Origin of the sequence: Flavobacterium sp. 270 (genome assembly GCF_004368785.1) — a bacterium.
Taxonomy (GTDB): domain Bacteria; phylum Bacteroidota; class Bacteroidia; order Flavobacteriales; family Flavobacteriaceae; genus Flavobacterium.
This window is the reverse complement of the sequence record NZ_SODM01000003.1, coordinates 19,456-45,279: the sequence shown is the minus strand read 5'-3', so window position 1 is coordinate 45,279 and position 25,824 is coordinate 19,456. Positions and strand designations below refer to the sequence as shown.

Here is a 25,824-nt window from a genome sequence, read left to right as displayed (position 1 = left end):
TTAAAATTTACTATCATGAAAAGTCTAAAACTTATTTCATCAGCCATTACTATGCTTATATGTTTCGTAACATTTGCACAGGAAAGAACTATTACCGGGATTGTATCAGACGACAACAGACAACCACTTCCTGGAGCATATATTGTTAATCAAAACACAAAAAAAAGTGCCCAGACAAATTTTGATGGTCAGTACAGCATTCAGGCTCAAAAAGGAGATGTTTTGATATTTAGTTACATTGGTTTTGATTCACAAAGACAAAAGGTTGAAAATTCAAATACGATTAATGTAAAATTAATTGCAGCTCAACAAACCCTAAACGAAGTTGTAGTTGTAGGCTACGGAAGAAGTGACTCAGAATACGAAGACAATAGCTATTCACGTCCTCAAAGATCTGAAAGAAAAAAAGCAAAAGCTGCAAAAGCTGAAATGGTTCAGGGATATGTTGCAGGAGTTCAGGTTCAAAATAGTATGCAATATGTTGCTGCGCCAAGTGCAATAACAATAAGAGGAAACCAATCTATTTCTGCTAAAAATGAACCTTTATATGTTGTAGACGGAGTTCCTATAAAATCACAGCAATTTGCTAAAATCAACCCAAATGATATTCAAGATGTTAAAGTATTAAAAGATAAAGACGCCACATCTATTTATGGAAGCAGAGCTGCAAACGGAGTTGTTATTCTTTCTACAAAAAATGACTTGTACAAGAATCTTACGGAGAAAGAAATCGATAAAAAACTAAACATGATTGTTCCTGCACAGCCAGAAGTAAACAACGAAGATTACGATGGTTTTGTAGAAAATGCATTCGAAAGTCCAAAAGGTGCCCCTTTGTCTACTTTTTCTATTGATGTTGATAATGCTTCTTATACTAATATTAGACGTTTTATTAATAACGGACAAGCGGTTCCTAAAAATGCTGTGCGTGTAGAGGAAATGGTAAATTTCTTTAAATATACTTATCCGCAGCCAAAAGATCAAAATCCGTTTTCTATCAATACAGAATTAAGCGAATCTCCGTGGAATCCTGAAAATCGCATTTTAAGAATTGGTCTTCAGGGGAAAAATATTCCGACCGAAAATTTACCTGCTTCCAATCTTGTTTTCTTAATTGATGTTTCGGGTTCTATGAGCGATCCTAACAAATTGCCTTTACTAAAACAATCGATGAAAATATTAGTAAACGAACTTCGCTCAAAAGACAAAGTTGCAATTGTAGTATACGCAGGCGCAGCTGGATTGGTTTTGCCTCCAACTTCTGGCGACGAAAAACAAACTATTATTGCCGCTTTGGATAATTTAAATGCTGGTGGAAGTACTGCCGGAGGTGCAGGAATTGAACTGGCTTATAAAATTGCTGCTGAAAATTTTATTAAAGATGGAAACAACCGTGTAGTTTTGGCAACAGACGGAGATTTTAACGTAGGAAGTACTTCTAACACTGACATGGAAACTCTAATTGAGCAAAAACGTAAAACAGGCGTTTTCTTAACTTGTCTTGGTTACGGAATGGGCAATTATAAGGACAGTAAAATGGAAACGCTTGCCGATAAAGGAAACGGAAATTATGCTTATATCGATAACATTCAGGAAGCGAATCGTTTTTTGAGCAAAGAATTTAAAGGTTCTATGTTTGCTATCGCGAAAGATGTAAAAATTCAGATTGAGTTTAATCCAAAACAAATTCAGGCGTACCGATTGATTGGTTACGAAAACAGAAAACTTCGTGCTGAGGATTTTAAAAATGACGCTATAGATGCCGGAGAACTAGGAAGTAATCACACTGTTACGGCTTTATACGAAATTATTCCTGCGGGAGTTAAAAGCGACTATTTAAATAATCAACCCGATGCTTTAAAATATACCAAAGTTGAAAATGACAGTAATGTATATAGCAATGAGTTGGCAACAATAAAATTCCGTTACAAAAAACCAGACGGCGACAAAAGTATCGAAATGGTCAATGTTATTGAAAATAAAGCTGCTTCATTACAAAATTCAAGTGAAGATTTTAAATTCAGTACAGCCGTTGCCTGGTTTGGATTAAAATTGAGAGATTCAAAATTGATTACTAATAAATCTTCTGAGGATATTTTGAAATTAGCAAAACAAGGAGCAGCAAATGATTCCGAAGGTTACAAAGCAGAATTTATTCGTCTTGTTGAAGGTGTAAAACAACTTTAATCAATTATTTTATTTATGAAAAGTCTAAAATTTATTTCTTCAGCCGTCACTTTCATTATATGTTTCGTGACAACGTTTACAGGATTTTCACAAAATAAAAATTTACTTGACAAACCTTTCATCGAAGTTTCAGGTCAAGCTGATACATTAGTAATGCCAAACAAAATCTGGATAAATATTTTTCTTAGTGAAAGAGATTTTAAAGGCAGAAAATCTATCGAAGACACAGAGATGGAAATGATTAATAAACTAAAAGAAATTGGTATTGATACCGAAAAAAATATCACAATCAATGACATGACAAGCAACTTCAAAAATTATTTTCTGAAACAAACTGATATCTTTAAAACAAAATCATATTCTGTAATTGTTGTTGATGCCAAAACAACTTCTAGAGTATTTATCGCATTAGAAACTATTGGAATTTCGAATGTTCATATTGAAAAAATAGAAAACTCTGAAGAAAAGAAAATACAGCTTTTAATTAATGGCAAGGCCGCAGAAAATGCAAAACAAATTGCTGAAAGTTATAGCAAACCTCTGAATCAAAAAATTGGAAATGCTATACAAATAACTAACATGAATATTCCAAATCAAATGTATGGGCAAATCAGAGGAATATCAGCACTTCAAGAAGTTGTCGTTACGGCCTATAGAGCAAATAAAAGTTCAAATTACGAACCAGACATTCAATTTGAAAAAATAAAAATATCAAGTACAGCACAAATTAAGTTTGCATTAGAATAGCTTAAGCCAGAATTAATTAATAAAAAAAGTATTACATTTACGTTTTTTAATTCAAAAAACATATACTCTATTATGAATCCTATTTTAAGCCAAAATCTATTTTTAGTAAAAGAACATATCGGAATGTTTAAAGCAGCGAATAACTACGACATTTACAATCCAGAAAGCAACCAAATCATAATGAACTGCCGTGAAAATAATCTGGGCTTTTTTACCAAAATATTACGTTTTACAGATTATAAAAGAGCGACTCCTTTTAATATTGAAATTACAACCGCTTCTGGTGAAAAATTAATCACTGTGAGACGTGGTGTTGCCATATTTAGATCTACAGTTGAGGTTTTAGACGAAAAAGATCGTTTGGTTGGAACATTCAAACAAAAATTCTTTTCTATTGGAGGAAAGTTTGAAATTTTAGATAAAAACGAAAAACCTCTTGCAACGCTGCAAGGAAAATGGACGGGATGGGATTTTACATTTTCGCACGAAAACAAACAGCTTGCTCAAGTTACTAAAAAATGGGCAGGAATGGGAAAAGAACTTTTTACAAGTGCAGACAATTATGTTCTTAAGGTAGAAGAAACTGTACCTGCCGAAAGTCCGTTGAGACAATTGATTCTAGGAGCTGTAATGTGTATAGATATGGTTTTGAAGGAATAACAAAAAGTTGTTAAACTTAGATTAACAAAACACAGTAAAGCATCATTTTAGTTTACAAAAGCTTATTTTTGTTAGACATAAAATGATGCTTTTTGCATTTCTAAAAATACGATCATGACAGATTTAAAAAATAAAAATGCCCTTATCACGGGCGCTGGCAAAGGAATTGGAAAAGCGGTTGCAATTGCTTTGGCAAAAGAAGGTGTAAACCTGATTTTAGTTTCGAGAACCCAGAGCGATATTGACCAACTGGCAGACGAAGCTTCTAACTTGGGCGTAAGAGCCTTGGCTTTGGCAGCTGATGTTTCTGATCTAAATTCTATAAATAGTGCGGTAGAAAAAGCTTTGGCTGCATTTAAAAATATTGATATTTTAATTAACAGCGCCGGAATTGCTTCTTTTGGAAAATTCCTTGAACTTGAACCAACAGCTTGGGAAAGAATTATTCAGGTAAATTTAATGGGAACGTATTATGTAACCCGTGCTGTTATTCCGAATATGATTGAAAGACAAACAGGCGACATTATCAATATTTCTTCTACTGCAGGATTAAACGGAAATGCATTGACAAGTGCCTACAGCGCTTCTAAATTTGCAGTTTTAGGTCTTACCGATTCTTTGATGCAGGAAATGAGAAAACATAATATTCGTGTTACTGCTTTAACGCCAAGTACGGTTGCAACCGATATGGCAAAAGATTTAAACTTAACCGACGGAAATCCTGAAAAAGTGATGCAATCTGAAGATATGGCAGAATTGATTATTTCGCAGTTGAAATTAAATCGAAGAGTTTTTGTAAAAAACAGCAGTATTTGGTCTACTAATCCGTAACTTAAATTCCAAATTTTTTAGATTCCAAATTCCAATTACTTAAATTTAAGAATTTGGATTTGAGAATTGGAATTTGGAATTTTAATATTGTGATTTAAAAATAAAAATGATGGAAGAATATTTAAGACAATTAATTGCAATAGAATTTACAGACAAGAAAGAAATATATACCGGTTTTCTTATTGATTATTCAGACGACTGGATTTTATTGAGAAACAATCCTGTTGATTATATTCTGGATGGTTTTGTTATTCTAAGAAATAAAAATATCGAAGGCGTTCATAGAGATCAGGATCTTGCCTTTACAGAAAAAGTAATTCGATTAAAAGGATTAAAAACAAATTCAGAAGATATTATTCCGATTAAGGATTTGGCTACAATCGTAAATTTTATTACTAATAAATACGGCATTTTTCAGATTGCAAAAAAATCTTCAAAATCTGCTTATTTAGGAAAACTGATCGAACTTAACGACGAAGAATTGACTATTGATTTCTTAGATACAAAAGGGCAATTTGGAGGAGAATTGAGCTTTAATCCAGAAAAAATCAGAGTAATTGAGTTTGATACGGATTATATCAATTCCTTGAAATTGGTTATTCCGGAAGAGAAATAGAAAATACTTGTTATAATAGAAAAAGCCCTTTTTATAAAAGGGCTTTTTTTGTGTTTGTCATTGCGAGGAACGAAGCAATCTCACTAGCTAAAATCCACTTATCCATATTAGTGAGATTGCTTCGTTCCTCGCAATGACATAACCTGTTTGATCTATTACGCTTCCGCCAGTTTATTTATAAACTCCAAACGAACACTTCCGTCTTCGTCTATTTTAGTTAAATTAATTTCCTGTAAAGTATTCACCAATTCGGGATTCCAAGGCGTTTTTACTTTTACGTAGTTTTCTGTAAAACCGTGTATGTAACCTTCTTTATTTTCACCTTCAAACAAAACAGTTCTGTTTGTTCCTAATTGGCTTTCATAAAAAGCACGACGTTTTTTTACGGATAAACCGCGAAGCATTTTACTGCGTTTTGCTCTTACGTTTGCAGGAACAATTCCGTCCATATTGGCCGCTTCTGTATTATCTCTTTCAGAATACGTAAAAACGTGTAAATATGAAATATCCATTTCGTTTAAGAAATGATACGTTTCAAGAAAATGTTCTTCTGTTTCGCCAGGAAAACCAACAATAACATCTACGCCAATACAAGCGTGAGGCATTACTTCGCGAATTTTATTTACGCGTTCTGTATACACTTCACGTAAATAACGGCGTTTCATTAATTTTAAAATATCATTGCTTCCCGATTGCAGCGGAATATGAAAATGCGGTACAAAGGTTCTGCTTTTAGACACAAAATCAATTGTTTCATTTTTTAATAAATTCGGCTCTATAGACGAAATTCTTAAACGCTCAATTCCATCTACTTTGTCTAAAGCCTGAACCAAATCCAGAAAAGTATGTTCGTGTTTTTTATTTCCGAACTCCCCTTTTCCGTAATCTCCAATATTTACACCCGTTAAAACAATTTCTTTGATGTTTTGAGCCGAAATTTCTTTTGCGTTTTGCAAAACATTTTCAAGAGCATCACTTCTGGAAATTCCTCTCGCCAAAGGAATTGTACAATACGTACATTTATAATCACAACCGTCCTGCACTTTTAAAAATGCACGGGTACGATCGCCAATCGAATAACTTCCTACGTAAAAATCCGCTTCGGCAATTTCGCATGAGTGAACTTCACCCATATCGTTTTTGCTCAAATCATTTATATAATCGGTGATTTTAAATTTTTCTGTAGCTCCTAAAACTAAATCAACGCCATCAACAGCTGCTAATTCTTCTGGTTTTAATTGCGCGTAACATCCAACGGCAGCAACAAAAGCTTTGTCGTTGAGTTTCATTGCTTTTTTTACAACCTGCTTAAACTGTTTATCTGCGTTTTCTGTAACCGAACAGGTGTTGATTACATATATATCGGCAACTTCTTCAAAATCAACTCGATCAAAACCTTCGTCATTAAAGTTTCTCGCAATTGTAGAAGTTTCCGAAAAATTCAGTTTGCATCCAAGCGTATAAAAAGCAACTTTTTTTCTATTTTCCATGGGAATAAACTACGTTTTAAGTAGTAAGATATTATATTTACATCTCTTTTGAAGAGTTTGCAAATTTACATACAATATTCTTTAAAATAAAATCAATAATGTACTATATATCAATATTTTGAAGTAAACACACATTTGAAAGGGTATTGAAAAACTTTAATTTTAATCCAGGAATTTATTTAAACAAATAAAAAGCGTTATAATTCGATAAGAATAAAATGACAAAATTATCGATTAAGTGCAAATATTATCGATTAAAAACGTTTTTTACCTTATTAAATTGAATTTTTCTTACATTTAACGTCAATAAAATTTGTTTTAAAAGAAGTAAATTCACGTTCTAAAATTTTTAAATAAAAAAAAATCAATATTTACTAACAAAACAGGCACAACAATTTTGTTTTTCCATCGTTATGTTGTTGCTTTGTTATAATAAAAGCTGGGCAAGCCGAAACCCAAATAATTGTAGGCAAAATTAAAATCCACAAACTCCAAATGAAAGTATTTCTACCCGCGATCTGCCTCATGTTCTTAACCGTTTTCAGTTCAAATGCACAAACCAATAATGCTGCACCAGCAAACGCAAATCCATTCCCATCTATCAGTACATTAACCAATTGGGCAAGTTTTAACTCGCAGCAACAATTTGATGTAGCAATTCGTGGAGTTGGTTTTAAGTTTGAAGTAAAAGAACCAGGTGCAGAATCTACTTCTTACACTTATATTCGTAAAGTAACTGTAAACGAAGTAAACTACACAGACAGAATTGTTTACAGAATTACAAACAATAACTCTGCAAGTATTATTTCTTTGGTAACTGCTTCTACTGACTTAGTAAGTTTATATACACCGCAATTGTCTACTTTTAAAAACAACAACTGCAAAACAGAAATGTCTAAAGATAAAAATACAACTTGCAGCTGTTACGAAAGCGCAGCTTTTGCAATCGATCTTTGCGACGAACGTGTAAAACTTACAATGGGTGACGGAAATAAATATTTTGTTTCTGTAGCAAAAAAATAAAAAATAAAATACTTTCAGATATTTAAACTACGAGCTGTTTTCCAAATCTTTGCAAACTTAATGAGTTAAGTTACGAAGATTTGGGATGCATTTCTTAGGATTTTATAAGTTGTTTGGATTTCTTACTTCATACCAAACTTCTTGTTCGTTTTCATACTCAAACGAATTCACATAATGAAAACCAAGCTTTTCTAAAATTTTTCTTGAGTTTTGGTTTCCTTCATCCGCGTAAGCGTAAAGAACTTCTACATTCATGGTGTTAAAAGCATAATCAATAAAAGCCAATCCGGCTTCTGTTGCATAACCCTTTCCCCAATTTTTTTCTATAAATCGATATCCGATTTCATAAAAATTTTGATAATTGTTGATTTCGGCAGTAATAAATTTTATTCCAGACCAGCCTAAAAATTCATTGGTTTCTTTTAGGATAACGGCCCAGCGCCCTGTACCAAAATCTTTGTATTGCTGCTGAATATTTTTGATCTGCGCAATACTTTCTTCAATAGTTGTAACAGGTTTATTTCCCAGAAAAAGATGCACATTTGGGTTAGCATCCAATTCAAACATGCCGTCTGCATCAGAAAGAAGTAATTCTCTCAAAATTAGGCGCTCTGTTTCAATTGTTTTTTTCATTGTTTTAATTTAAAATATAACGCTCTATTACTTCTGCAACACCATCATTATTATTAGACGCCACAATTGCATTTGCTCTGTCACGCAATTCAGGCGTTACATTATCTACCCAAACACCCAAACCGGCATATTCAATCATTGTTAAATCATTTCCGGCGTTTCCTACCGCAATAATTTCACTTTGATGAATATTCAGCTTTGATGCCAAAAGTTTTAAGCTCGCCGCTTTATCAATTCCCTGCTGTGCTGCTTCTAAGAAAAAAGGTTTAGACATCGCAATACTTAAATGAGGCATTGCTGCTTTTAAGTCTTCTTCTAACCCTTTTAGATAAGAAGGTTCTTGTAATAAAATACATTTTACTGTAGGCCTGTTTATGGCTTCTTTAAAACTAGGTACTTTACGATGTGGTAATCCTGTTATATCTTTTTCAATTTCGATATATTCAGAATCGGTTTCGCTGATAATTTCATTATCCAGATACGTTATAATGTCGGTTTTCATTTTAACACTATAATCGTATAATTCGTGAATCTGCTCTATTGTCAGTTTCTGCTCAAATAAAATCAGATCTTCTTTTACTGTACTGATAATAGCCCCGTTAAAAGAAATTATAAACGAATCATTGCGATCTAATTCTAGTTCTTTCGCATAAGCCGTCATTGCCGAAGTTGGCCGACCGGATGCCAAAACCACATAAACTCCTTTTGCCTGAGCTTTTAGAATGGCGTTTTTATTACGTTCAGAAATTTTATGATCGTCTGTCAACAAGGTATCATCCATGTCGAGCACTAGCATTTTATATTGCATTATATTTAGTTTTCAGTCACAATCCAACTTTCAGCAAACTGTGACTGAAAACGGCAACTTATTATTTTATTATTAAATACTCATTCTGAAATCCTCGATAACCGGATTTGCTTTTGCAAAATCAGTTTCCTGAATAAAAACCTCAACAGCTAAGTCTGTTTGTCCAAAACCACCTAATCTTGCCGATTGAATATTATCTTTTTTTGTTGTTTCTACTCCCGCTTCTTCTAATCTTTCTTGTAAAGCAATTGCTAAAATTTCACTTCCTGAAAACACTTTCATTAATCCCATAACTCTATATTTTTAATTATAATTTATTCTAATATTGTTTTTAACTCATTTTGAAATTCTTCATTTTCATTCATTCCAATATGACCCTGACCTTTTAAAGTAAAAAATTGCCCTTTATTATTTAATATCTTATTTAAACGAACCGAATTTTCATGTGGAATTAATTGATCGTCATTTCCATGAAAAATATAAATCGGTGCTTTTACTTTTGGCAGATATTCGAAAGTCTCTAAATGAAACTTCTTCATAAAATTCGGAAAAAATGGTACTCTGCTGCTTGATAATTCTGTAAAACTATAATACGGCGACTGCAGTATCAGTGCTTTTGGATGATTTTCTGAAGCTAAAATTGTCGCTAATCCCGAACCAATTGAATAGCCCGCAATAATTATCTTATTTTCAGGATATTTTTTAGCTAATGTTTTATAAACTATCGAAGCATCCTGGTTTAACTGGTCTTCATTTTCAATCTTACCTTCACTTTTACCAAAACTTCTGTAATCTAAAATAAAAATATCGTATCCTAAATTGGTATAAATATTAGCAATTTTTCCCCACGTTTCTAATGTTCCTGCATTTCCGTGAAGATAAAAAACCAACCCTTTTGAGTTTTCTGTTTTAAATAATAATCCGTTTAGGTTTACGCCGTCATAAGATTTAATATTTAATTCATCAAATTTTGATTGGTAATTAAATTGATAATTCTTAGGCAATGATGCGTTTTGAAAAATCATTCCAACTTGATTAAAATATACATAAGTGACAATCAGCAAATAAATTACAACAAAAAATCCTAAAAGAATTATCGTTAAAAATTTAAGCGTTCTAAATATCTCCATATAAAATTTTAATACAGCTTATTGTTTATTCCTCTTCAATCTGATCTTCTTCTTCGTCCAGTTCTTCTTCTCCTTCTTCATCCATATCAAAAAGGTAAGGCTCCAGAAGCATTTTATCAGTCAGGATTTCGATACGTTCTGTTAATTCTTCTGCAAAAACAATACGTTGTACTTTGGCGATACTATTAGAAATACGCATAATTTTAGTTTCGTTACGTAATTTCAAAATTGGATCAGCATCATCCAGAATAAACATTTTTAAACGGTTAACGTTAAAACCAGCGGTTGTAAACATATCATTAAGTTTTACCGGAGTTCCAATTAAAACATCAATTCCGGTAGAGATATAGTTTTTATCATAATCCATATCGCCTTTTTCATGCACACCGTAAACTTCAAGATTAGTGTATTTCGCATATTTTGCAAAAAGCTCCACCATTTCCAACACTTTTGGTTTATCTTCTACAATAATCAAAGCTCTTGGCGATTCTTCTGTACTTCCAGCCAATTGCTGAATTACATTAAGCACAATTGTAGTCGTTTTACCAGTTCCTGCTGGAGAAAGTATAATGCAGTCGGCACCACTTTTTATAGTCGAAAAAGTTTCCTGTTGCAGCATATTTGCTTCAGTTAAACCATTTTCAATTAATGCGTCTTGCAGCTTCTCGTTTATTTTTTTTAGTTTCATTCTTTAATTTTAGAGTTCTGATTTTAGGTTTTAGATACAACCTAATTACATCATTATTTGCTTGCGAACATTTTCACGTCCGTTTCTGAGATTTCGTTTCCTCCTAAGATAATCAATCTTTCTACTACATTTCGAAGTTCACGAATATTTCCTGTCCAATCGTATTCCTGCAATAATTTTATGGCTTGCGCCGAAAATCCTTTTACAGAATTTCCTTGCTCTGAAGCAATTTTCTCAGCAAAATGAATAATCAAAGCCGGAATATCATCTCGTCTTTCGTTTAATGGCGGTACTTTTATCAAGATTACGGCCAATCTGTGGTATAAATCTTCACGGAAACGGCCTTCGGCAATTTCTGTTTTTAGATCTTTATTGGTTGCGGCCACAACACGCACGTCTACTTTAATATCTTTTTCGGCTCCAACTCTCGTAATCATACTTTCCTGAAGCGCGCGTAATACTTTGGCTTGCGCCGAAAGACTCATATCACCAATTTCATCTAAGAAAATAGTTCCTTTATCTGCAGCTTCAAACTTTCCGGCGCGATCTTTTACTGCCGATGTAAAAGCACCTTTTACGTGTCCGAACAATTCACTTTCGATTAATTCGCTCGGAATTGCAGCACAGTTTACTTCAATTAAAGGATAATTACAACGCTCGCTTTTTTCATGCAATTGATGCGCTACTAATTCTTTACCAGTTCCGTTTGGACCTGTAATTAGAACTCTTGCTTCGGTTGGGGCAACTTTATCAATCATAACTTTTATATGATTAATACCTTCGCTCTCGCCTATCATTTCGTAGTTTTTGCTGACTTTTTTCTTTAGAATTTTATTCTCAACTACAAGTTGTTTTTTGTCTAAAGCATTACGAACTGTATTTAATAAACGGTTTAAATCTGGCGGTTTTGAGATGTAATCAAAAGCTCCTAAACGCATGGTATGAATCGCGGTTTCCATATCGCCGTGACCTGAGATCATGACCATCGGAATTTCTGGCTTGATTTTTTTTACTTCTTCTAAAACCTCAACGCCGTCTAGTTTTGGCATTTTGATATCACACAAAACCAAATCGTAGTCGTTGTTTTTTATTTTTTCAAGTCCGGCTACACCATCTTCCGCTTCATCTACTTGATAGGCATCATTTTCTTCTGATAAAATTTTTACCAAAACGCGTCTGATTGATGCTTCGTCTTCTATAATTAGTATTTTACTCATTCTTTTTGAGGTTCTAAGTTACTAAGATTCTAAGGTTCTGAGCTTTTTACTTAGCAGCTAAAAAAACTTAGCAGCTTAGTAACTCAGAACCTTAAAAACTCAAAAATCAATATTTAAGCCATCTATACAATTCTTTCCACGTTGGTTTTTTGCCGTACATTAAAATACCAACTCGGTAGATTTTTGCAGCGAACCAAACGACAAGGAAAAAGGTTGCAAACAATAATGATACCGAAATCGCAATTTGCCACCACGGCACTCCAAACGGAATTCGCATTAGCATTACAATTGGCGATGTTAGCGGAATCATAGAGAATACAACGGCTACAGTTCCGTGTGGATCATTCACGACAGTGAAAAAACCAATATAAACGCTTAAAATTAATGGCATAATAATAGGCAGTAGAAATTGCTGAGAATCGGTTTGATTGTCTACAGCGGCGCCAATTGCGGCATAAAATGAACTGTATAAAAAGTAGCCTCCAATAAAATAAACTATAAAACCAAACAGAATACTTGCAATTGGCAAATTCAATAATTCTGCAATGTACATTTGTGCTGTTCCAGAAAATTCTTGTTGCGCAGAATGCATTAATTCTGGAGAAATTCTTGCTGTCGGTGTTACATTTACTCCAAAAAATGCTGAAGCTGCAAACATTAAACTAAGGCCAATTATTGCCCAGATTATAAATTGTAATAATCCAGCAAGCGAAGTTCCGACGATTTTACCAATCATTAATTGAAATGGTTTAACCGATGAAATAATGATTTCGATAATTCTGTTTGTTTTTTCTTCGATTACGCTTCGCATTACCATGTTTCCGTAAATGATAATAAACATCATGATCAAATATCCGAAGGCACCGCCAATTCCGATTTTTATTTCGTTTAGGCCTTTTAGACTTTCTTCTCCGGAAGCTTTTGCCAAATGTATGTTTACATCTGCCTGCGCTTTCTGAATCGCAAGCGTATCAAGTTTTGCTTTCTCTAAATTGATTTTAGTAATTTTTGATGCTATAACATCCTGTGTATTTTCGATAAAAGAAATACTCGGACTATTATTCGAAATAAAATCAATTTTACTTTCTAATTCTTTAGAAGTATTGGTTTTAGGAATAACAATTAAACCGCTGAAATCTTCTTTTGTAATGCTGTCTTTTAACGCTTGTACATCAATTGCAGAGAGATTTAGGTATTTGTATTCGCCGCCCTTTTTATTGAGTTTTACAAAATCATCGGCAAATAATCCTGTTTCGTCATGAATGGCGATTCGTTTGGTTTCGGCTTTCATCGAACTCAAATAACCAATAAATCCTGCTATTGCAACAAACAATAACGGACTTAAAAAAGTCATAACAACAAAAGATTTATTGCGGACTTTGGCAATAAATTCTCTTTTTATAATTAATGAAATTATGCTCATTTCTTATTTTAGATTTATGATTGTTGATTTTAGATTTATGATTTTAGGTTTTTCAATCTAAAATCTAAAGTCTAAAATCTAAATTTTGTTTTCTGTTACCGTTTGAATAAAAATATCGTTTACACTTGGAATTTTTTCCACAAAGTGTGTTACTTGTCCGCGTTGTGTCAGAACGTTTAATAGTTCGTTTGGCGAAGCGTTTCCGATCTGAATGTCTAGTTTTAAATCATCGTTTAAAGATTTAAAATTTGCTGGAGAAACGGTAAATTTTTGTGTAATGTCATACATCAAACCTTCAACATTGTCTGTCAAGATTCCGACTTCGAAACTGTTTTTTCTAAACTGACGTTTTACATCGCTTAGTTTTCCTTCGATTAATTTATTCGATTTATGAATTAAAGCAATATGATCGCAAAGTTCTTCTACACTTTCCATTCGGTGTGTCGAGAAAATAATTGTTGCACCTTGTTCTTTTAAAGCTAAAATTTCGTCTTTTATCACATTGGCATTTACAGGATCAAACCCAGAAAAAGGCTCGTCAAAAATCAATAGTTTTGGTTTGTGAAGAACACAAACAACAAATTGAATTTTCTGTGCCATTCCTTTAGAAAGCTCTTGGATTTTTTTGTTCCACCATCCTTGTATTCCTAAACGGTCAAACCAATATTCTAACTGCAGTTTGGCTTCGGCTTTAGAAAGTCCTTTCATTTGTGCCAGATACAAACATTGTTCTCCTACTTTCATAGAGCTGTACAAACCTCTTTCTTCGGGAAGATAACCAATGGTCTGCACGTGTTTTGGCTGTAATTTTTCTCCGTCCAAAATTACTTCACCGCTGTCTGGCAGTGTAATCTGGTTTATAATTCTGATAAGGGAAGTTTTTCCTGCTCCATTAGGACCTAATAATCCGTAAATGCTTCCTTTTGGTACATTTAATGAAACTTCGTTAAGCGCTACATAATCACCGTATTGTTTTACGACTTTATGTACTTCGAGTAAGTTGCTCATGCTGTTTTTAGAATTTTCTGCGTCAGTTTGACCTTTTGTGGTCTGCGTGTGTAAAAGTAAATAATTCGGAGCGAAACTTTTTATTAATCAACAAAAAACCCATTCTATATTTCTGTAGAATGGGTTTTTTAAAACTATTTTAACATTTAAGAAAAAGCTCGATTATGAAAACATATCTTTTACTTTTTCAAAAAATGATTTTTCTGATTTTTCAGGGTTCGGTACAAAGTGTTCGTCGGTTAGTGCATTTTCAAAAAATTGCTTTTGCTCTTTATTCAACGTTTTTGGAGTCCAAACATTTACGTGAACTAATAAATCACCACTTCCGTAACCATTAATGCTTGGAATTCCTTTTCCTTTTAATCTTAAGATTTTTCCAGATTGAATTCCTTCTTCTAATTTAATACGAACTTTTCCGTTGATGGCTTCGATATCTTTAGAAACTCCCAAAACTGCTTCTGGGAAACTGATATATAAATCAAAGTGAACATTTTCACCTTCACGTTTCAGGAATTCGTGCTCTAATTCTTCGATTGCAACAATCAAATCACCAGGAATACTGTTTCCAGGAGCATCGTTACCTTTGTTAGAAACTTTAAGCTGCATTCCATCAACAACTCCAGCAGGAATTTTGATAGATACAGTTTCGTCTTCTACAACCATTCCCTGAGCATCTGCCTCAGAAGGTTTTTTATCTAGAATTTGTCCAGAACCACCACAAGTTGGACAGGTAGATGCAGATTGCATTCTTCCTAAAATGGTGTTGGTTACACGCATAACTTGTCCTTGACCGTTACAAGTCGTACAAGTTTTGTATGTAGCGCCTTTTGCCTGAACTTTACGTTTTACTTTAACTTTTTTCTCAACTCCATTTGCAATCTCTTCTAAAGTTAATTTCACTTTAATTCTAAGATTACTTCCTTTAGCGCGACGAGGACCGCCACCGCCTCCACCGAAACCGCCAAATCCGCCACCAAAAATGTCACCAAACTGGCTGAAAATGTCATCCATATTCATACCGCCGTGGCCACCGCCAAATCCACCAGAACCATCAAATGCCTGATGTCCGTATTGATCGTATTTAGCTTTTTTGTTCGGATCACTTAAAACTTCATAGGCTTCTGCCGCAAGTTTAAAGTTTTCTTCTGCCTCTTTGTCGCCTGGATTTTTATCCGGGTGATATTTTAACGCACTTTTTCTATACGCTTTTTTAATTTCGGCAGCATCGGCACCTTTAGAAATGCCAAGTATTTCGTAAAAATCTTTTTTCATAATTAGGTTAGATTCCAAATTTTAAATTCCAAATTCCAACTTTAAAAGTGTCTTTCAGAATAAATTACTTGCACTTTTTAGTTTCCAATAACTACTTTTGGGAAACGAATAATTTTGTCTCCTAATTTGTATCCTTTTTCAATAACATCAACAATCTTACCTTTCAATTTGTCAGAAGGTGCAGGAATTTGAGTAATTGCTTCAGCAAAATCAGCATTAAAAGCGTCTCCCGCTCTTACTTCAACTTGCTCTAAACCTTTAGCAACCAAAGTGCTTTTTAGTTTCTCGTGAATTAACTCTACTCCTTTTTTCAAATTCTCATCGTCAGATTTGTTAATTTCTACAGTAGCTCTGTCAAAATCATCTAAAACAGGAAGCATTGCTAACAAAACTTCTTGATTGGCTGTTTTAAATAAATCAATACGCTCTTTTGAAGTTCTTTTTTTGTAATTTTCAAATTCGGCAAATAATCTCAAAAACTTATCTTTTTCTTTTGCCAAGTCTTGAGCCAATTGCTCTTCAACACTTAATTCTTCAACAATTAACTGCTCACCGTTGGCATTGTTCTCTAACGTTACATCATCTAATTCCTGATCGAATTCTGTATTTTCCGTAGTCATATTACTTTTATTTTTAAAAATATTTTTAAACTTCATTTTTATTCTTTCTTTTAGATTGCAAAAGTACTGCCAAATCTTTTAAAATGTCAAATTGTCACTTTATCAAAAACAAAGGTTTATTTTTTTACTGATTTTACTACAAAAAATTTAGTATAATTTTAAGACTATTACGATTTAGTTTGAACTATATTTGGATTCAAAATTAAAAACAAATTTATTACCACCAAAATTGAATTTAAGGGTTTGGCCTCGGCCTTATAAATAATTATTAATTCAAGTTTACCTTATATTAAAAAAAGCTTCGCCTATTTCAGACGAAGCTTTTTTTTGCTTTTTTCTTAACTCGAAGTTTTTATATTCAATAACTATTTTGTCATTACAATATTTTATTGCACGGGCGGAGGGATTCGAACCCCCATCAACGGTTTTGGAGACCGCTATTCTACCCTTGAACTACGCCCGTAGCTTAAGGTCGGCAAATTAAAAGCTTTTTTTCTTCCCCAGCAAGTATTTCACGCAGATTTAAAAAGATTTAAGCTGATTTGCACAGATTTTTTAAAATTAGAAAAATCAAATTTAATCTGCTAAAATTTGCAAAATCTGCGTTAAACAAATCTTTTAATCTGATTATTAAATCAATGCATTTTTCAATCCTTCAAAATCTACAGAAATTTGTTCTCCGCTTACTAAATTTTTAAGCGAATAAGAATTTGAAGCAATTTCATTATCTCCAGCAATTACAGCAAACGGAATTAGACGTTTGTCTGCGTATTGAAATTGTTTTCCAACTTTTACATTGTCTGGATATAATTCTACTTTTATATTTTCTTTTCTCAATTTCTGAATTGCCTGCGATGCGTACAACGCTTCTGCATCTCCGTAATTGATAAATAAAGCTTTAGAAGTTGCTGCAACAGTTTCAGGAAACAACTGTAATTCTTCTAAAACCAAATAAATACGATCTAAGCCAAAAGAGATTCCGACACCGCTCATATTTTTTAATCCAAAAATACCAGTCAAATCATCGTATCTTCCGCCACCGCCGATTGAACCAATTGAAACAGTTTTTGGCGCCGCAACTTCAAAAATTGCTCCTGTATAATAATTTAAACCACGAGCCAAAGTAACATCAAGATCTAAAATCGCAGTTGACAATCCTAAAGTCGCTACATTATCACAGATAAATTTAAGTTCTTCAACACCTTTCATTCCAACTTCTGATGAAGCAAGTAAATCTGAAAGCTGTGTAATTTTATCTGCAAATGTTCCAGTGAAATTAAACAGAGGCTGTACTTTTACTAAAGCTTCTTCTGCAATTCCTTTTTCGATCATTTCTTTTTTTACTCCGTCTTCTCCAATTTTATCCAGTTTGTCTAAAGCAACTGTAAAATCAATTAATTTATCTGAAGCGCCGATAACTTCTGCGATTCCAGATAATATTTTTCTGTTGTTGATTTTTATTGTTACGCCTTCTAAACCTAAAGAAGTAAAAACAGTATCGTACAATTGTACTAATTCTACTTCCTGCCATAAAGATTTTGAACCTACAACATCGGCATCACATTGAAAAAATTCTCTGTAACGTCCTTTTTGCGGACGGTCTGCTCTCCAAACCGGTTGAATTTGATATCTTTTAAAAGGAAATTCAATTTCGTTTTGGTGCTGTACCACATATCTCGCAAACGGAACTGTCAAATCGTAACGCAATGCTTTTTCAGAAATTTTTCCGGTAAATTTATTCAGCTCAATTCTTTGGTTGATATCAATTGTTTCAGCAGAATTTAATTGTAATTGTTCCAGCGATTCTGGTAATTCAATTTTTGTCTTGTTGAAGAAAAAATTCCCTGAGTTTAATATTTTAAAAATCAAACGATCTCCTTCTTCACCGTATTTCCCCATCAAAGTATCTGAGTTTTCAAACGAAGGTGTTTCGATTGGCTGAAAACCAAACTTTTCGAAATTACTTTTTATGGTTTGAATAATATATTGACGTTTTGACACCTCTGCTGGCGAAAAATCTCTTGTTCCTTGTGGTATGCTTGGTTTTGAAGCCATCTTCTTTATTATTTTAGATTGCAGATTTTAGATTTTAGATTTTTTTTCCAATCTCAAATTAAATCTTATGGGTTATTATATTTTTTAGATTTTAGATTTCTCTTACTTTCTAATGGAGTGCAAATATCTTATTTTTTAAAATAAATAATGGCAGTTGCAAAACAAACTTGTAACAAAAACCGTATTTTCGTGACAAATTGGTCATGATGCTAAAATTATTTAAAGAAAATATCCGAATTGCGTTTGGTTCCATTAAGACCCAATTGCTGCGTACTATTCTTACCGTTTTAATTATCGCTATTGGAATCACGGCTTTGGTTGGGATTCTAACCGTTGTAACGGCATTAGAAAATACGATTTCTACCAATTTTGCATCGATGGGAGCGAATACTTTCAATATCAACCAATATGAAAACACGGTTAGAAATCGTGGCGGTAACGAACGTGAGGTTATAAATCCTATCATTTCTTATCCTGAAGCTGTTGCTTTCAAAAACAAATACAAATATCCTTTTACAGAAACTTCACTTTCTTTTACAGCAACTTCTACAGCAGAGGTTAAATATTTAGACAAAAAAACAGATCCGGAAATTAAAGTTGTTGGTGTTGATGAACATTTTATAAGCAACTCTGGATTGGAAATTAATTTAGGAAGAAGCTTCAATCAGTTTGATATCGACAACAATACGTATTCTTGTATTGTGGGTTCTGATTTTGAAAAAGGTTTATTAAAAGATGTTAATCCAATTGATAAAATAATTTCTATTCGCGGTGCACGTTTCAAAGTTATCGGTGTTTTAAAAGAAAAAGGATCAACTTTTGGAAACAGTCAGGATTTACGTGTTTTAATTCCGATTCAGGTAGCGCGTTCTTTATTTACGGCTCCTAATATTAATTATACGATGAGTGTAATGGTTTCTAAAAAAGAACTTTTAGACGAAGCTGTTGACAACGCAACAAGTACAATGCGAAGAGTTCGTAAATTAAGTCCTGTTCGTGACAATAACTTTGGTATTGGCCGAAGCGATGACTTAATTAACAGAATTCTCGGAATTACCAAATATTTAGGCTGGGCTGCCTGGATTATCAGTATTATAACGATTTTAGGTTCTTCGATTGCTTTAATGAATATTATGATTGTTTCGGTTACAGAGCGCACTCGTGAAATTGGAGTCCGTAAAGCATTAGGCGCCAAAAGGGTAACTGTTGCAACTCAATTTTTCATCGAAACTTTATTAATTGGACAAATTGGCGGTTTGGTCGGAATTGTATTAGGAATACTTCTTGGATTTGGTATTGCTGGCGCAATGGGTTTTGCATTTGTAATTCCGTGGATGGCGATTTTTGCCGCCTTTGCTACAAGTTTTATGGTTGCGATTGTTTCCGGATTATATCCTGCTATAAAAGCTTCCAAATTAGATCCTATCGAGGCATTGCGTTACGAGTAAATCTTCCTCATAGCGAGTAAATTTTCCTCGATATTTAAGGTTTCAAAAACCTTTATATTTAATTGTATGCGCAACGGTTTTATACCTACAAGGTTTTGGAAACCTTGCAGGAAATCATACGGTCATTATCATAAATATCTTTTCTTATTTCGATATTTTCAAACTGCAATTTTTCTAATAAATCCGCTGTCTCTTTACCAAGATATTGGTTAATTTCAAAATACAATTGTCCGTTTTCAAGAAGACTTTTTTGCGCCAGTTCGGCTATCTTTCTATAAAAAATCAAAGCATCACTATCTTCTACAAAAAGCGCCAAATGCGGTTCATAATCGAGCACATTTTTTTTGATTTCTTCTTTTTCTAAATTCCTGACATAAGGCGGATTAGAGACTATAATATCAAAAGTACATCTTAATTGTTCGAGTTCTAAAATATCCTGAAATACAAAAGTAACTTCTACGTTATTTCTTATCGCATTTCGTTTGGCTGTTTCAATTGCTTTCTTTGAAACATCAATCGCATAAACTTCGGCATTCGGAAGATTTTTAGCCAGCGAAATGGCAATACAACCGCTTCCTGTTCCAATATCTAAAATCTTTAGTTTCTTAGACTTATCTGTTTTTGAATTTTCATTAATAATCCATTCTACCAATTCTTCGGTTTCTGGTCTCGGAATCAAAACATTTTCATTTACTTCAAAATCCAAACTATAAAAGCTCGTTTTCCCAAGTAAATACTGGATTGGGACTTCTTTTTTTAGTTCTTCTAAAATAGCATCCCAATACACAAAATCGGCTGTCTCAAAAGCCAATTCATGATTTAAAGCCAAATCAATCTGCCTAAGTTTATTTTTATCTTCCAGAATTAAATAGAAAAAACTCTCCGCTTCGTACGCATCGTAAAAAGGTGATAATTCTTTAATAAAGTGTGTACGATATTGTTTAATTTTCATTTCGGGTATTTGAGTATTAATTATCAGCCATAGCCAATTGTTTTCTACGATAATAAGTATATACAACCAAAATTTATTACAATTTTTAGCGGTATAAATCTTTCAACATCCAAACAGGGCAAGAACTATGCCCAGTAGATCCCATTGGGGCATCTAAATATTCAAAACCAGATTTTTTATATAATTTTTGAGCTGCATGCATAAACGGCATCGTCTCGATATAGCATTTTTTAAAACCAAAATCTTTTGCCTGCTCCAAACATTTCCCCATCATTTCACTCCCAATTCCTAAACCTCTTGTTTCCGGCAAGAAATACATTTTCTGCAATTCGCAGATTTCGGGGTCTCCATTTTCTAAAGGTGCAATTCCGGCGCATCCCATGATTTTGCCCTCATTTTCTACCACAAAATAAACAGACTGCGGTTTATTATATTCTTCAAACATTAAATCTAAATACGGATCTTCGTAAGCTGTTCCTACTTTCGGAATTTCCATTTCGTCAAAAACCGATCGTATTAATTGTGCAACTGCCTGATTGTCTTCTTTTTTAATTGTTCTGATAATCCAATTTTCCATTTTTCTTTATTCCTCTTATATCTACAAAAGTAAAGATAGTTTTCCGATAGTTTTCTTAACTCGACGGTAAACTCAAAAATAACTACTTTTGTACTGTGAATATACATGAGAAATACATAAAACGCTGCATCGAACTGGCCAAAAATGGTTTCGGAACAACTTACCCAAACCCGATGGTGGGAAGTGTAATTGTTTACGATGGCAAAATAATTGGCGAAGGCTGGCACAAAAAATCCGGAGAACCGCACGCAGAAGTAAATGCGATTAAATCTGTAAAAGATAAATCGTTACTAAAAAAAGCCACAATTTATGTAAGTTTAGAACCTTGCAGTCATTTTGGCAAAACGCCTCCGTGTTGTGATTTGATTATTGAGCATAGAATTCCGAATGTCGTAGTAGGCACGGTAGATCCTAACGAAAAAGTTGCAGGAAGAGGGATTAAAAAAATAGTAGAATCTGGCGCGAGTGTTGTTGTTGGCATTTTAGAAGAGGAATGTAACGAACTTAATAAACGCTTTTTTACTTTTCATCAAAAACAAAGACCCTATATTATATTAAAATGGGCAGAAAGTCAGGATGGTTTTTTGGCACCAGAAAAAGAAATTAATCAGGAGAGAAAACCAGTTTGGATTACGAATACATATTCGAGACAATTGGTGCACAAATGGCGAAGCGAAGAACAGGCAATTTTAGTCGGAACTCAAACTGTTATTGATGACAATCCAAAATTGAATGTTCGGGATTGGAGCGGCAATAATCCGGTTCGGGTAGTTTTAGACCAGCACAATCGAATTTCTAAAGACAGTTTTATTTTTGATGACAGTGTTAAAACTATTGTATTAACAAAATCTGAAATTGTCAGCGAAAAAGAAAACACTATCTTTATAGTAATTGATTTTAATCAAAATATAGTTCCTCAACTGTTAAGTATTTTGTATCAAAATCAAATACAATCTATTATTATAGAAGGCGGTTTACAGACTTTACAAACTTTTATCGACCACAATATTTGGGATGAAGCCCGCGTTTTTATCGGAAAAACTGTTTTCGAAAAAGGGACAAAAGCTCCTGTTATTAGCGGGAATAGAATTTCGAAAACGCAAATTGGGAGCGATGAATTAATTTACATTAGAAATCATGATTGATACTATAATTTTTGACTTTGGAGATATTTTTATCAATTTAGATAAACAAGCTACAATTTCGGGATTGCAAAAATTAGGCATGACGGAATGGAATGCCGAAATGGACCGTTTGAATCTTATGTTTGAAACGGGAGATATTTCGCATGAACTTTTTGTAAGTGGTTTTCAGAAAGAACTTCCAAATGCTTCCCGAGAAGATTTTCTGGAAGCATGGAATGCAGTTTTGGCAGATTTCCCTTTATACCGTTTAGAGTTTCTACAAATGCTTTCTAAAAAATACCGCTTGTTTTTACTGAGCAATACGGATTCTATTCACATTGAAACTTTTGAGAATAAAACGGGAGTTTCTTTTTACAGCGATTTCTACCAATGTTTTGAGAAAGTTTATTTTTCTTTTGAAATTGGAATGCGAAAACCAAATCCTGAGGTTTTTCAATATTTAATCAATAAACACGAATTGTCTCCAAAACGCACCTTGTTTATTGATGATAAAAAAGAAAACACAGACAGCGCCGCTTCTTTAGGCTTTAATGTTTGGAATTTACAGGTTGGCGAGGAAGATGTCGTTGATTTATTTGAAAAAAATATAATTTAGATTTTTACTTTGGATTACAACGATACGTATCAGACCATTGCTTTTGAATCTGAAGAGGTTTTGCTGAAGGAAAAAGGCAGTAAATTCTTTGGTTATGCTTTTCCTATAGAAAGTGAAGACGAAGTAAAACCAATTATTGAAGTTTTAAAAAAACAACATCCGCACGCTGTTCATTTCTGTTATGCGTACCAATTAGGTACTGGCACAAAGATTTCTTACCGCGCAAACGATGACGGCGAACCGAGTAATACGGCGGGAGCACCAATTTACGGCCAGATACAATCTTTTGGCGTAACTAACGTTCTTGTAGTGGTAGTTCGATTTTTTGGCGGTACCAAATTAGGTGTCGGCGGATTGATTGCAGCTTATAAAACGACTGCGCAAATGACACTTGAAATTTGTGAGATTATTGAAAAGACAATTGATGTGCATTTTTTGATTTCTTTTGATTATAAAAACATGAATAAAGTGATGCGTGTCATCAAAGAAAAGAAGCTTGATATTGTGTCTCAGGAAATGGAAATTAGTGAAGATTCTGGATTGCCAATTGGTAAAATTGAGACAAAAACACGAAAAAAAAATGCCGAAATGATATTCGACATTTTTGATTTAATGTTTGAAATCGATATTAAAACTATGTAAATTATTATAAAAACACATTGTATTTTAACAATTATACTAGTGTTTTAAACAACTCTAAAATGTAATCTGGCGGCGCCGTTGGACGGCCTGTTTTTAACGATACAAATACTAAAATAAACACCGCAGTTGTTAATAACTCATTTGCTTCATTATAGATCGCGCAGTCAAATTCGATCTTGACAGATGACTGACTTTTGAAAGTAGTATGAATTGTAAGAACCTCGTCATAACGTGCCGATTTTTTGTAATTTATCTGCATCGAAACAATCGGTAGTCCGATACCGCTTTCTTCCATGCTTTTATACGAAATCCCTTTATCTCTAAGCCATTCCACGCGTCCTATCTCAAAATAAGGCACATAATTTCCGTGATATACGATGCCCATTTGATCGGTTTCTGAGTAACGAACTCTAATTTGAGTTTGATGATTTTTCATTCTTTATATATTAAAAAAAATTAGTTTTAAAAAGTTGCTTACAACATTTTTTTATAAAATTAGAGGTCAATTTATTTTTTTTTACAGAAATTTGTTCACATATTTGTTATCCCGAAATTCGGAATAAAATTGCTCCTTTTTTACTAGGAAAATCTTTATAAATAATAAAAAACTTATTTGAATCTATGACTAAAACTGCTCAATCGGTATGGGAAAACTGTTTGTCCTTTATAAAAGACAATATTCAAGATCAAGCATACAAAACTTGGTTTGAACCAATCAAGTCAGTTGAGCTAACCGATAACGCATTATATATTCAAGTACCAAGTAAATTTTTCTACGAATGGCTCGAAGAGCATTACGTAAAATTATTAAAAGTTGCGCTTACCAAAGAACTGGGAAAAAACGCAAAGTTACTCTATAAAATTAAAATGGAAAACACTTATGGTAATAAACAGCCGTTTACCGAGCAGCTGCCAAGTGCCAATAGAGTGCCAATGAAACCGCAAGAGGTTGATGCTCCGTTTAAAAACTTAAATCCTGAACTTAAAAATCCGTTTGTAATTCCTGGAATTAGAAATTTAAAAATTGAGTCGCAGTTAAATGCCAACTACAGTTTTGATAATTTCCTTGAAGGAGATTCTAACCGTTTGGCGCGTTCTGCAGGTATGGCTGTTGCTAATAAACCTGGAGGAACATCATTTAATCCGTTATTGATTTTTGGTGGAGTTGGTTTAGGAAAAACACACTTGGCACACGCTATAGGTGTAGAAGTAAAAGATAAATATCCTGAAAAAACGGTTTTATATATTTCTGCCGAAATTTTCACACAACAATATATTGATTCTGTAAAAAAGAATAATCGTAATGATTTTATTCACTTTTACCAATTGATCGATGTTTTGATTATTGACGACGTTCAGTTTTTATCTGGAAAATCTGGAACTCAGGACGTTTTCTTCCATATTTTTAATTATTTACATCAAAACGGAAAACAAGTAATCCTTACTTCTGATAAAGCTCCTGTTGATATGCAGGATATTGAGCAAAGATTATTGTCTCGTTTTAAATGGGGATTGTCTGCAGAGTTACATCAGCCGGATTACGAAACCCGTATTTCGATCTTAAAAAACATTTTGTATCGTGATGGTGTAGAAATGCCGGAAGATATTTTAGAATATGTTGCGCGTAATATCAAATCTAATGTTAGGGAATTAGAAGGTGCGATTATTTCGTTAATTGCTCAATCTTCTTTCAACAAAAAAGAGGTTACAATTGAACTTGCCAAAAGTGTTGTAGAGAAATTTGTTAAAAACGTAAAGAGAGAAATCTCTATCGATTATATTCAAAAAATTGTATCTGATTATTTTCAATTGGATATCGAAACACTTCAATCTAAAACCAGAAAAAGGCACGTTGTACAAGCAAGACAGCTGGCTATGTTTTTTGCAAAGAAATTTACAAAAGCTTCTTTGGCAAACATTGGTTCACAAATTGGAGACCGCGATCACGCTACTGTATTACACGCTTGTAAAACAGTTGACAATTTAGTTTCTACAGACAAACAATTCAAAAAGTTTGTCGAAGACATCAACAAAAAACTAACGCTGTAAACGCGAAG

At 33.4% G+C, this 25,824-nt stretch carries 26 protein-coding genes and 1 tRNA gene; 11 read left to right on the top strand and 16 right to left on the bottom strand.

Annotated features, from left to right (window positions below; all coding sequences use genetic code 11):
* Positions 1 to 15 precede the first annotated feature (15 nt).
* The 5 genes from EV144_RS11650 (at position 16) to EV144_RS11630 (ending at position 5,041) form a co-directional block, all read left to right on the top strand.
* Entirely contained in the window at positions 16 to 2,187 is a 2,172-nt protein-coding gene (locus EV144_RS11650; protein WP_134149005.1) for a vWA domain-containing protein, read from the top strand.
* Between the two features lie 15 nt (positions 2,188 to 2,202).
* On the top strand, positions 2,203 to 2,934 hold the full coding sequence (locus EV144_RS11645; RefSeq protein WP_134149003.1) for an SIMPL domain-containing protein: 732 nt from the start codon (positions 2,203 to 2,205) through the stop codon (positions 2,932 to 2,934).
* Between the two features lie 72 nt (positions 2,935 to 3,006).
* On the top strand, positions 3,007 to 3,594 hold the full coding sequence (locus EV144_RS11640; protein WP_134149001.1) for a phospholipid scramblase-related protein: 588 nt from the start codon (positions 3,007 to 3,009) through the stop codon (positions 3,592 to 3,594).
* A 114-nt stretch (positions 3,595 to 3,708) separates the two neighbouring features.
* Positions 3,709 to 4,425: a 3-ketoacyl-ACP reductase gene (locus EV144_RS11635; protein ID WP_134149000.1), complete on the top strand. Its 717-nt coding sequence runs from the start codon at positions 3,709 to 3,711 to the stop codon at positions 4,423 to 4,425.
* A 109-nt stretch (positions 4,426 to 4,534) separates the two neighbouring features.
* On the top strand, positions 4,535 to 5,041 hold the full coding sequence (locus EV144_RS11630; RefSeq protein WP_134148998.1) for a hypothetical protein: 507 nt from the start codon (positions 4,535 to 4,537) through the stop codon (positions 5,039 to 5,041).
* A gap of 155 nt (positions 5,042 to 5,196) precedes the next feature.
* Here EV144_RS11630 and mtaB read toward each other — a convergent pair whose 3' ends face one another.
* The gene (gene mtaB, locus EV144_RS11625) at positions 5,197 to 6,531 is read right to left on the bottom strand and encodes a tRNA (N(6)-L-threonylcarbamoyladenosine(37)-C(2))-methylthiotransferase MtaB (RefSeq protein ID WP_134148996.1); all 1,335 of its coding nucleotides are present in this window, start codon (positions 6,529 to 6,531) and stop codon (positions 5,197 to 5,199) included.
* A gap of 495 nt (positions 6,532 to 7,026) precedes the next feature.
* Here mtaB and EV144_RS11620 point away from each other — a divergent pair, with 495 nt between their 5' ends.
* A complete protein-coding gene (locus EV144_RS11620) occupies positions 7,027 to 7,554 on the top strand; it encodes a hypothetical protein (protein ID WP_134148994.1) in 528 nt (175 codons plus the stop codon).
* A gap of 102 nt (positions 7,555 to 7,656) precedes the next feature.
* Here EV144_RS11620 and EV144_RS11615 read toward each other — a convergent pair whose 3' ends face one another.
* From EV144_RS11615 to hisS, 12 genes are all read right to left on the bottom strand, one after another.
* Positions 7,657 to 8,187, bottom strand: coding sequence for a GNAT family N-acetyltransferase (locus EV144_RS11615; RefSeq protein WP_134148992.1), 531 nt, complete (start codon positions 8,185 to 8,187; stop codon positions 7,657 to 7,659).
* Positions 8,188 to 8,191: 4 nt separating this feature from the next.
* The gene (locus tag EV144_RS11610; protein WP_134148990.1) at positions 8,192 to 8,995 is read right to left on the bottom strand and encodes a Cof-type HAD-IIB family hydrolase; all 804 of its coding nucleotides are present in this window, start codon (positions 8,993 to 8,995) and stop codon (positions 8,192 to 8,194) included.
* Between the two features lie 72 nt (positions 8,996 to 9,067).
* Positions 9,068 to 9,286 carry a putative signal transducing protein gene (locus tag EV144_RS11605; RefSeq protein WP_134148988.1) on the bottom strand — a complete coding sequence of 73 codons (219 nt, stop codon included), beginning with the start codon at positions 9,284 to 9,286 and terminating at the stop codon, positions 9,068 to 9,070.
* 23 nt (positions 9,287 to 9,309) lie between these two features.
* Positions 9,310 to 10,020, bottom strand: coding sequence for an alpha/beta hydrolase (locus EV144_RS11600; RefSeq protein WP_243854656.1), 711 nt, complete (start codon positions 10,018 to 10,020; stop codon positions 9,310 to 9,312).
* A 130-nt stretch (positions 10,021 to 10,150) separates the two neighbouring features.
* Positions 10,151 to 10,813 (bottom strand): DEAD/DEAH box helicase, encoded by a 663-nt coding sequence (locus EV144_RS11595; protein ID WP_134148985.1) that lies wholly within the window; start codon positions 10,811 to 10,813, stop codon positions 10,151 to 10,153.
* A gap of 53 nt (positions 10,814 to 10,866) precedes the next feature.
* Positions 10,867 to 12,030: a sigma-54-dependent transcriptional regulator gene (locus tag EV144_RS11590; protein WP_134148983.1), complete on the bottom strand. Its 1,164-nt coding sequence runs from the start codon at positions 12,028 to 12,030 to the stop codon at positions 10,867 to 10,869.
* Positions 12,031 to 12,136: 106 nt separating this feature from the next.
* Positions 12,137 to 13,453: an ABC transporter permease gene (locus EV144_RS11585; RefSeq protein WP_134148981.1), complete on the bottom strand. Its 1,317-nt coding sequence runs from the start codon at positions 13,451 to 13,453 to the stop codon at positions 12,137 to 12,139.
* Positions 13,454 to 13,531: 78 nt separating this feature from the next.
* Positions 13,532 to 14,461, bottom strand: a complete 930-nt coding sequence (locus EV144_RS11580) for an ABC transporter ATP-binding protein (protein ID WP_134148979.1) — start codon at positions 14,459 to 14,461, stop codon at positions 13,532 to 13,534.
* Between the two features lie 162 nt (positions 14,462 to 14,623).
* On the bottom strand, positions 14,624 to 15,733 hold the full coding sequence (gene dnaJ / locus EV144_RS11575) for a molecular chaperone DnaJ (protein ID WP_134148978.1): 1,110 nt from the start codon (positions 15,731 to 15,733) through the stop codon (positions 14,624 to 14,626).
* A 77-nt stretch (positions 15,734 to 15,810) separates the two neighbouring features.
* The gene (locus EV144_RS11570) at positions 15,811 to 16,389 is read right to left on the bottom strand and encodes a nucleotide exchange factor GrpE (RefSeq protein ID WP_035632003.1); all 579 of its coding nucleotides are present in this window, start codon (positions 16,387 to 16,389) and stop codon (positions 15,811 to 15,813) included.
* 356 nt (positions 16,390 to 16,745) lie between these two features.
* Positions 16,746 to 16,816 (bottom strand) — tRNA-Trp (locus EV144_RS11565).
* A 167-nt stretch (positions 16,817 to 16,983) separates the two neighbouring features.
* Positions 16,984 to 18,408: a histidine--tRNA ligase gene (hisS, locus tag EV144_RS11560; RefSeq protein ID WP_134148976.1), complete on the bottom strand. Its 1,425-nt coding sequence runs from the start codon at positions 18,406 to 18,408 to the stop codon at positions 16,984 to 16,986.
* A 203-nt stretch (positions 18,409 to 18,611) separates the two neighbouring features.
* Here hisS and EV144_RS11555 point away from each other — a divergent pair, with 203 nt between their 5' ends.
* Positions 18,612 to 19,856, top strand: a complete 1,245-nt coding sequence (locus tag EV144_RS11555; protein ID WP_166670566.1) for an ABC transporter permease — start codon at positions 18,612 to 18,614, stop codon at positions 19,854 to 19,856.
* Between the two features lie 85 nt (positions 19,857 to 19,941).
* On the opposite strand, the gene prmC is transcribed toward EV144_RS11555, so the two are convergent.
* Entirely contained in the window at positions 19,942 to 20,808 is an 867-nt protein-coding gene (gene prmC, locus EV144_RS11550) for a peptide chain release factor N(5)-glutamine methyltransferase (RefSeq protein ID WP_134148974.1), read from the bottom strand.
* Positions 20,809 to 20,893: 85 nt separating this feature from the next.
* Positions 20,894 to 21,385, bottom strand: coding sequence for a GNAT family N-acetyltransferase (locus EV144_RS11545; RefSeq protein WP_134148972.1), 492 nt, complete (start codon positions 21,383 to 21,385; stop codon positions 20,894 to 20,896).
* A 95-nt stretch (positions 21,386 to 21,480) separates the two neighbouring features.
* On the opposite strand from EV144_RS11545, the gene ribD reads away from it, so the two are divergent.
* Genes ribD through EV144_RS11530 form a run of 3 tightly spaced genes read left to right on the top strand, consistent with a single transcriptional unit; the run spans position 21,481 to position 23,767 of the window.
* Positions 21,481 to 22,530, top strand: coding sequence for a bifunctional diaminohydroxyphosphoribosylaminopyrimidine deaminase/5-amino-6-(5-phosphoribosylamino)uracil reductase RibD (gene ribD, locus EV144_RS11540; RefSeq protein WP_134148970.1), 1,050 nt, complete (start codon positions 21,481 to 21,483; stop codon positions 22,528 to 22,530).
* Positions 22,523 to 23,125 (top strand): HAD family hydrolase, encoded by a 603-nt coding sequence (locus EV144_RS11535; RefSeq protein ID WP_134148968.1) that lies wholly within the window; start codon positions 22,523 to 22,525, stop codon positions 23,123 to 23,125. The genes ribD and EV144_RS11535 overlap by 8 nt, the downstream gene beginning before the upstream one ends.
* A 9-nt stretch (positions 23,126 to 23,134) precedes the next feature.
* Entirely contained in the window at positions 23,135 to 23,767 is a 633-nt protein-coding gene (locus tag EV144_RS11530; RefSeq protein WP_134148966.1) for an IMPACT family protein, read from the top strand.
* 31 nt (positions 23,768 to 23,798) lie between these two features.
* Here the strand turns inward: EV144_RS11530 and EV144_RS11525 are convergent, their stop codons facing one another.
* Positions 23,799 to 24,203 carry an acyl-CoA thioesterase gene (locus EV144_RS11525; RefSeq protein ID WP_134148965.1) on the bottom strand — a complete coding sequence of 135 codons (405 nt, stop codon included), beginning with the start codon at positions 24,201 to 24,203 and terminating at the stop codon, positions 23,799 to 23,801.
* A gap of 185 nt (positions 24,204 to 24,388) precedes the next feature.
* On the opposite strand from EV144_RS11525, the gene dnaA reads away from it, so the two are divergent.
* A complete protein-coding gene (gene dnaA / locus EV144_RS11520) occupies positions 24,389 to 25,816 on the top strand; it encodes a chromosomal replication initiator protein DnaA (protein WP_035690135.1) in 1,428 nt (475 codons plus the stop codon).
* The last annotated feature ends 8 nt before the right edge of the window (positions 25,817 to 25,824 follow it).

Bases quoted from the DNA above. Each gene is read 5' to 3' on its own strand.
- EV144_RS11580 (WP_134148979.1), bottom strand. From the start codon at position 14,461: ATGAGCAACTTACTCGAAGTACATAAAGTCGTAAAACAATACGGTGAT.
- EV144_RS11535 (WP_134148968.1), top strand. From the start codon at position 22,523: ATGATTGATACTATAATTTTTGACTTTGGAGATATTTTTATCAATTTA.
- EV144_RS11620 (WP_134148994.1), top strand. From the start codon at position 7,027: ATGAAAGTATTTCTACCCGCGATCTGCCTCATGTTCTTAACCGTTTTC.
- EV144_RS11585 (WP_134148981.1), bottom strand. From the start codon at position 13,453: ATGAGCATAATTTCATTAATTATAAAAAGAGAATTTATTGCCAAAGTC.
- EV144_RS11610 (WP_134148990.1), bottom strand. From the start codon at position 8,995: ATGCAATATAAAATGCTAGTGCTCGACATGGATGATACCTTGTTGACA.
- mtaB (WP_134148996.1), bottom strand. From the start codon at position 6,531: ATGGAAAATAGAAAAAAAGTTGCTTTTTATACGCTTGGATGCAAACTG.
- EV144_RS11600 (WP_243854656.1), bottom strand. From the start codon at position 10,020: ATGATTTTTCAAAACGCATCATTGCCTAAGAATTATCAATTTAATTAC.
- EV144_RS11590 (WP_134148983.1), bottom strand. From the start codon at position 12,030: ATGAGTAAAATACTAATTATAGAAGACGAAGCATCAATCAGACGCGTT.
- EV144_RS11595 (WP_134148985.1), bottom strand. From the start codon at position 10,813: ATGAAACTAAAAAAAATAAACGAGAAGCTGCAAGACGCATTAATTGAA.
- EV144_RS11545 (WP_134148972.1), bottom strand. From the start codon at position 21,385: ATGGAAAATTGGATTATCAGAACAATTAAAAAAGAAGACAATCAGGCA.
- EV144_RS11525 (WP_134148965.1), bottom strand. From the start codon at position 24,203: ATGAAAAATCATCAAACTCAAATTAGAGTTCGTTACTCAGAAACCGAT.
- EV144_RS11605 (WP_134148988.1), bottom strand. From the start codon at position 9,286: ATGGGATTAATGAAAGTGTTTTCAGGAAGTGAAATTTTAGCAATTGCT.
- EV144_RS11555 (WP_166670566.1), top strand. From the start codon at position 18,612: ATGATGCTAAAATTATTTAAAGAAAATATCCGAATTGCGTTTGGTTCC.
- EV144_RS11635 (WP_134149000.1), top strand. From the start codon at position 3,709: ATGACAGATTTAAAAAATAAAAATGCCCTTATCACGGGCGCTGGCAAA.
- EV144_RS11615 (WP_134148992.1), bottom strand. From the start codon at position 8,187: ATGAAAAAAACAATTGAAACAGAGCGCCTAATTTTGAGAGAATTACTT.
- EV144_RS11630 (WP_134148998.1), top strand. From the start codon at position 4,535: ATGGAAGAATATTTAAGACAATTAATTGCAATAGAATTTACAGACAAG.
- hisS (WP_134148976.1), bottom strand. From the start codon at position 18,408: ATGGCTTCAAAACCAAGCATACCACAAGGAACAAGAGATTTTTCGCCA.
- EV144_RS11640 (WP_134149001.1), top strand. From the start codon at position 3,007: ATGAATCCTATTTTAAGCCAAAATCTATTTTTAGTAAAAGAACATATC.
- dnaA (WP_035690135.1), top strand. From the start codon at position 24,389: ATGACTAAAACTGCTCAATCGGTATGGGAAAACTGTTTGTCCTTTATA.
- EV144_RS11570 (WP_035632003.1), bottom strand. From the start codon at position 16,389: ATGAAGTTTAAAAATATTTTTAAAAATAAAAGTAATATGACTACGGAA.
- dnaJ (WP_134148978.1), bottom strand. From the start codon at position 15,733: ATGAAAAAAGATTTTTACGAAATACTTGGCATTTCTAAAGGTGCCGAT.
- EV144_RS11645 (WP_134149003.1), top strand. From the start codon at position 2,203: ATGAAAAGTCTAAAATTTATTTCTTCAGCCGTCACTTTCATTATATGT.
- EV144_RS11650 (WP_134149005.1), top strand. From the start codon at position 16: ATGAAAAGTCTAAAACTTATTTCATCAGCCATTACTATGCTTATATGT.
- prmC (WP_134148974.1), bottom strand. From the start codon at position 20,808: ATGAAAATTAAACAATATCGTACACACTTTATTAAAGAATTATCACCT.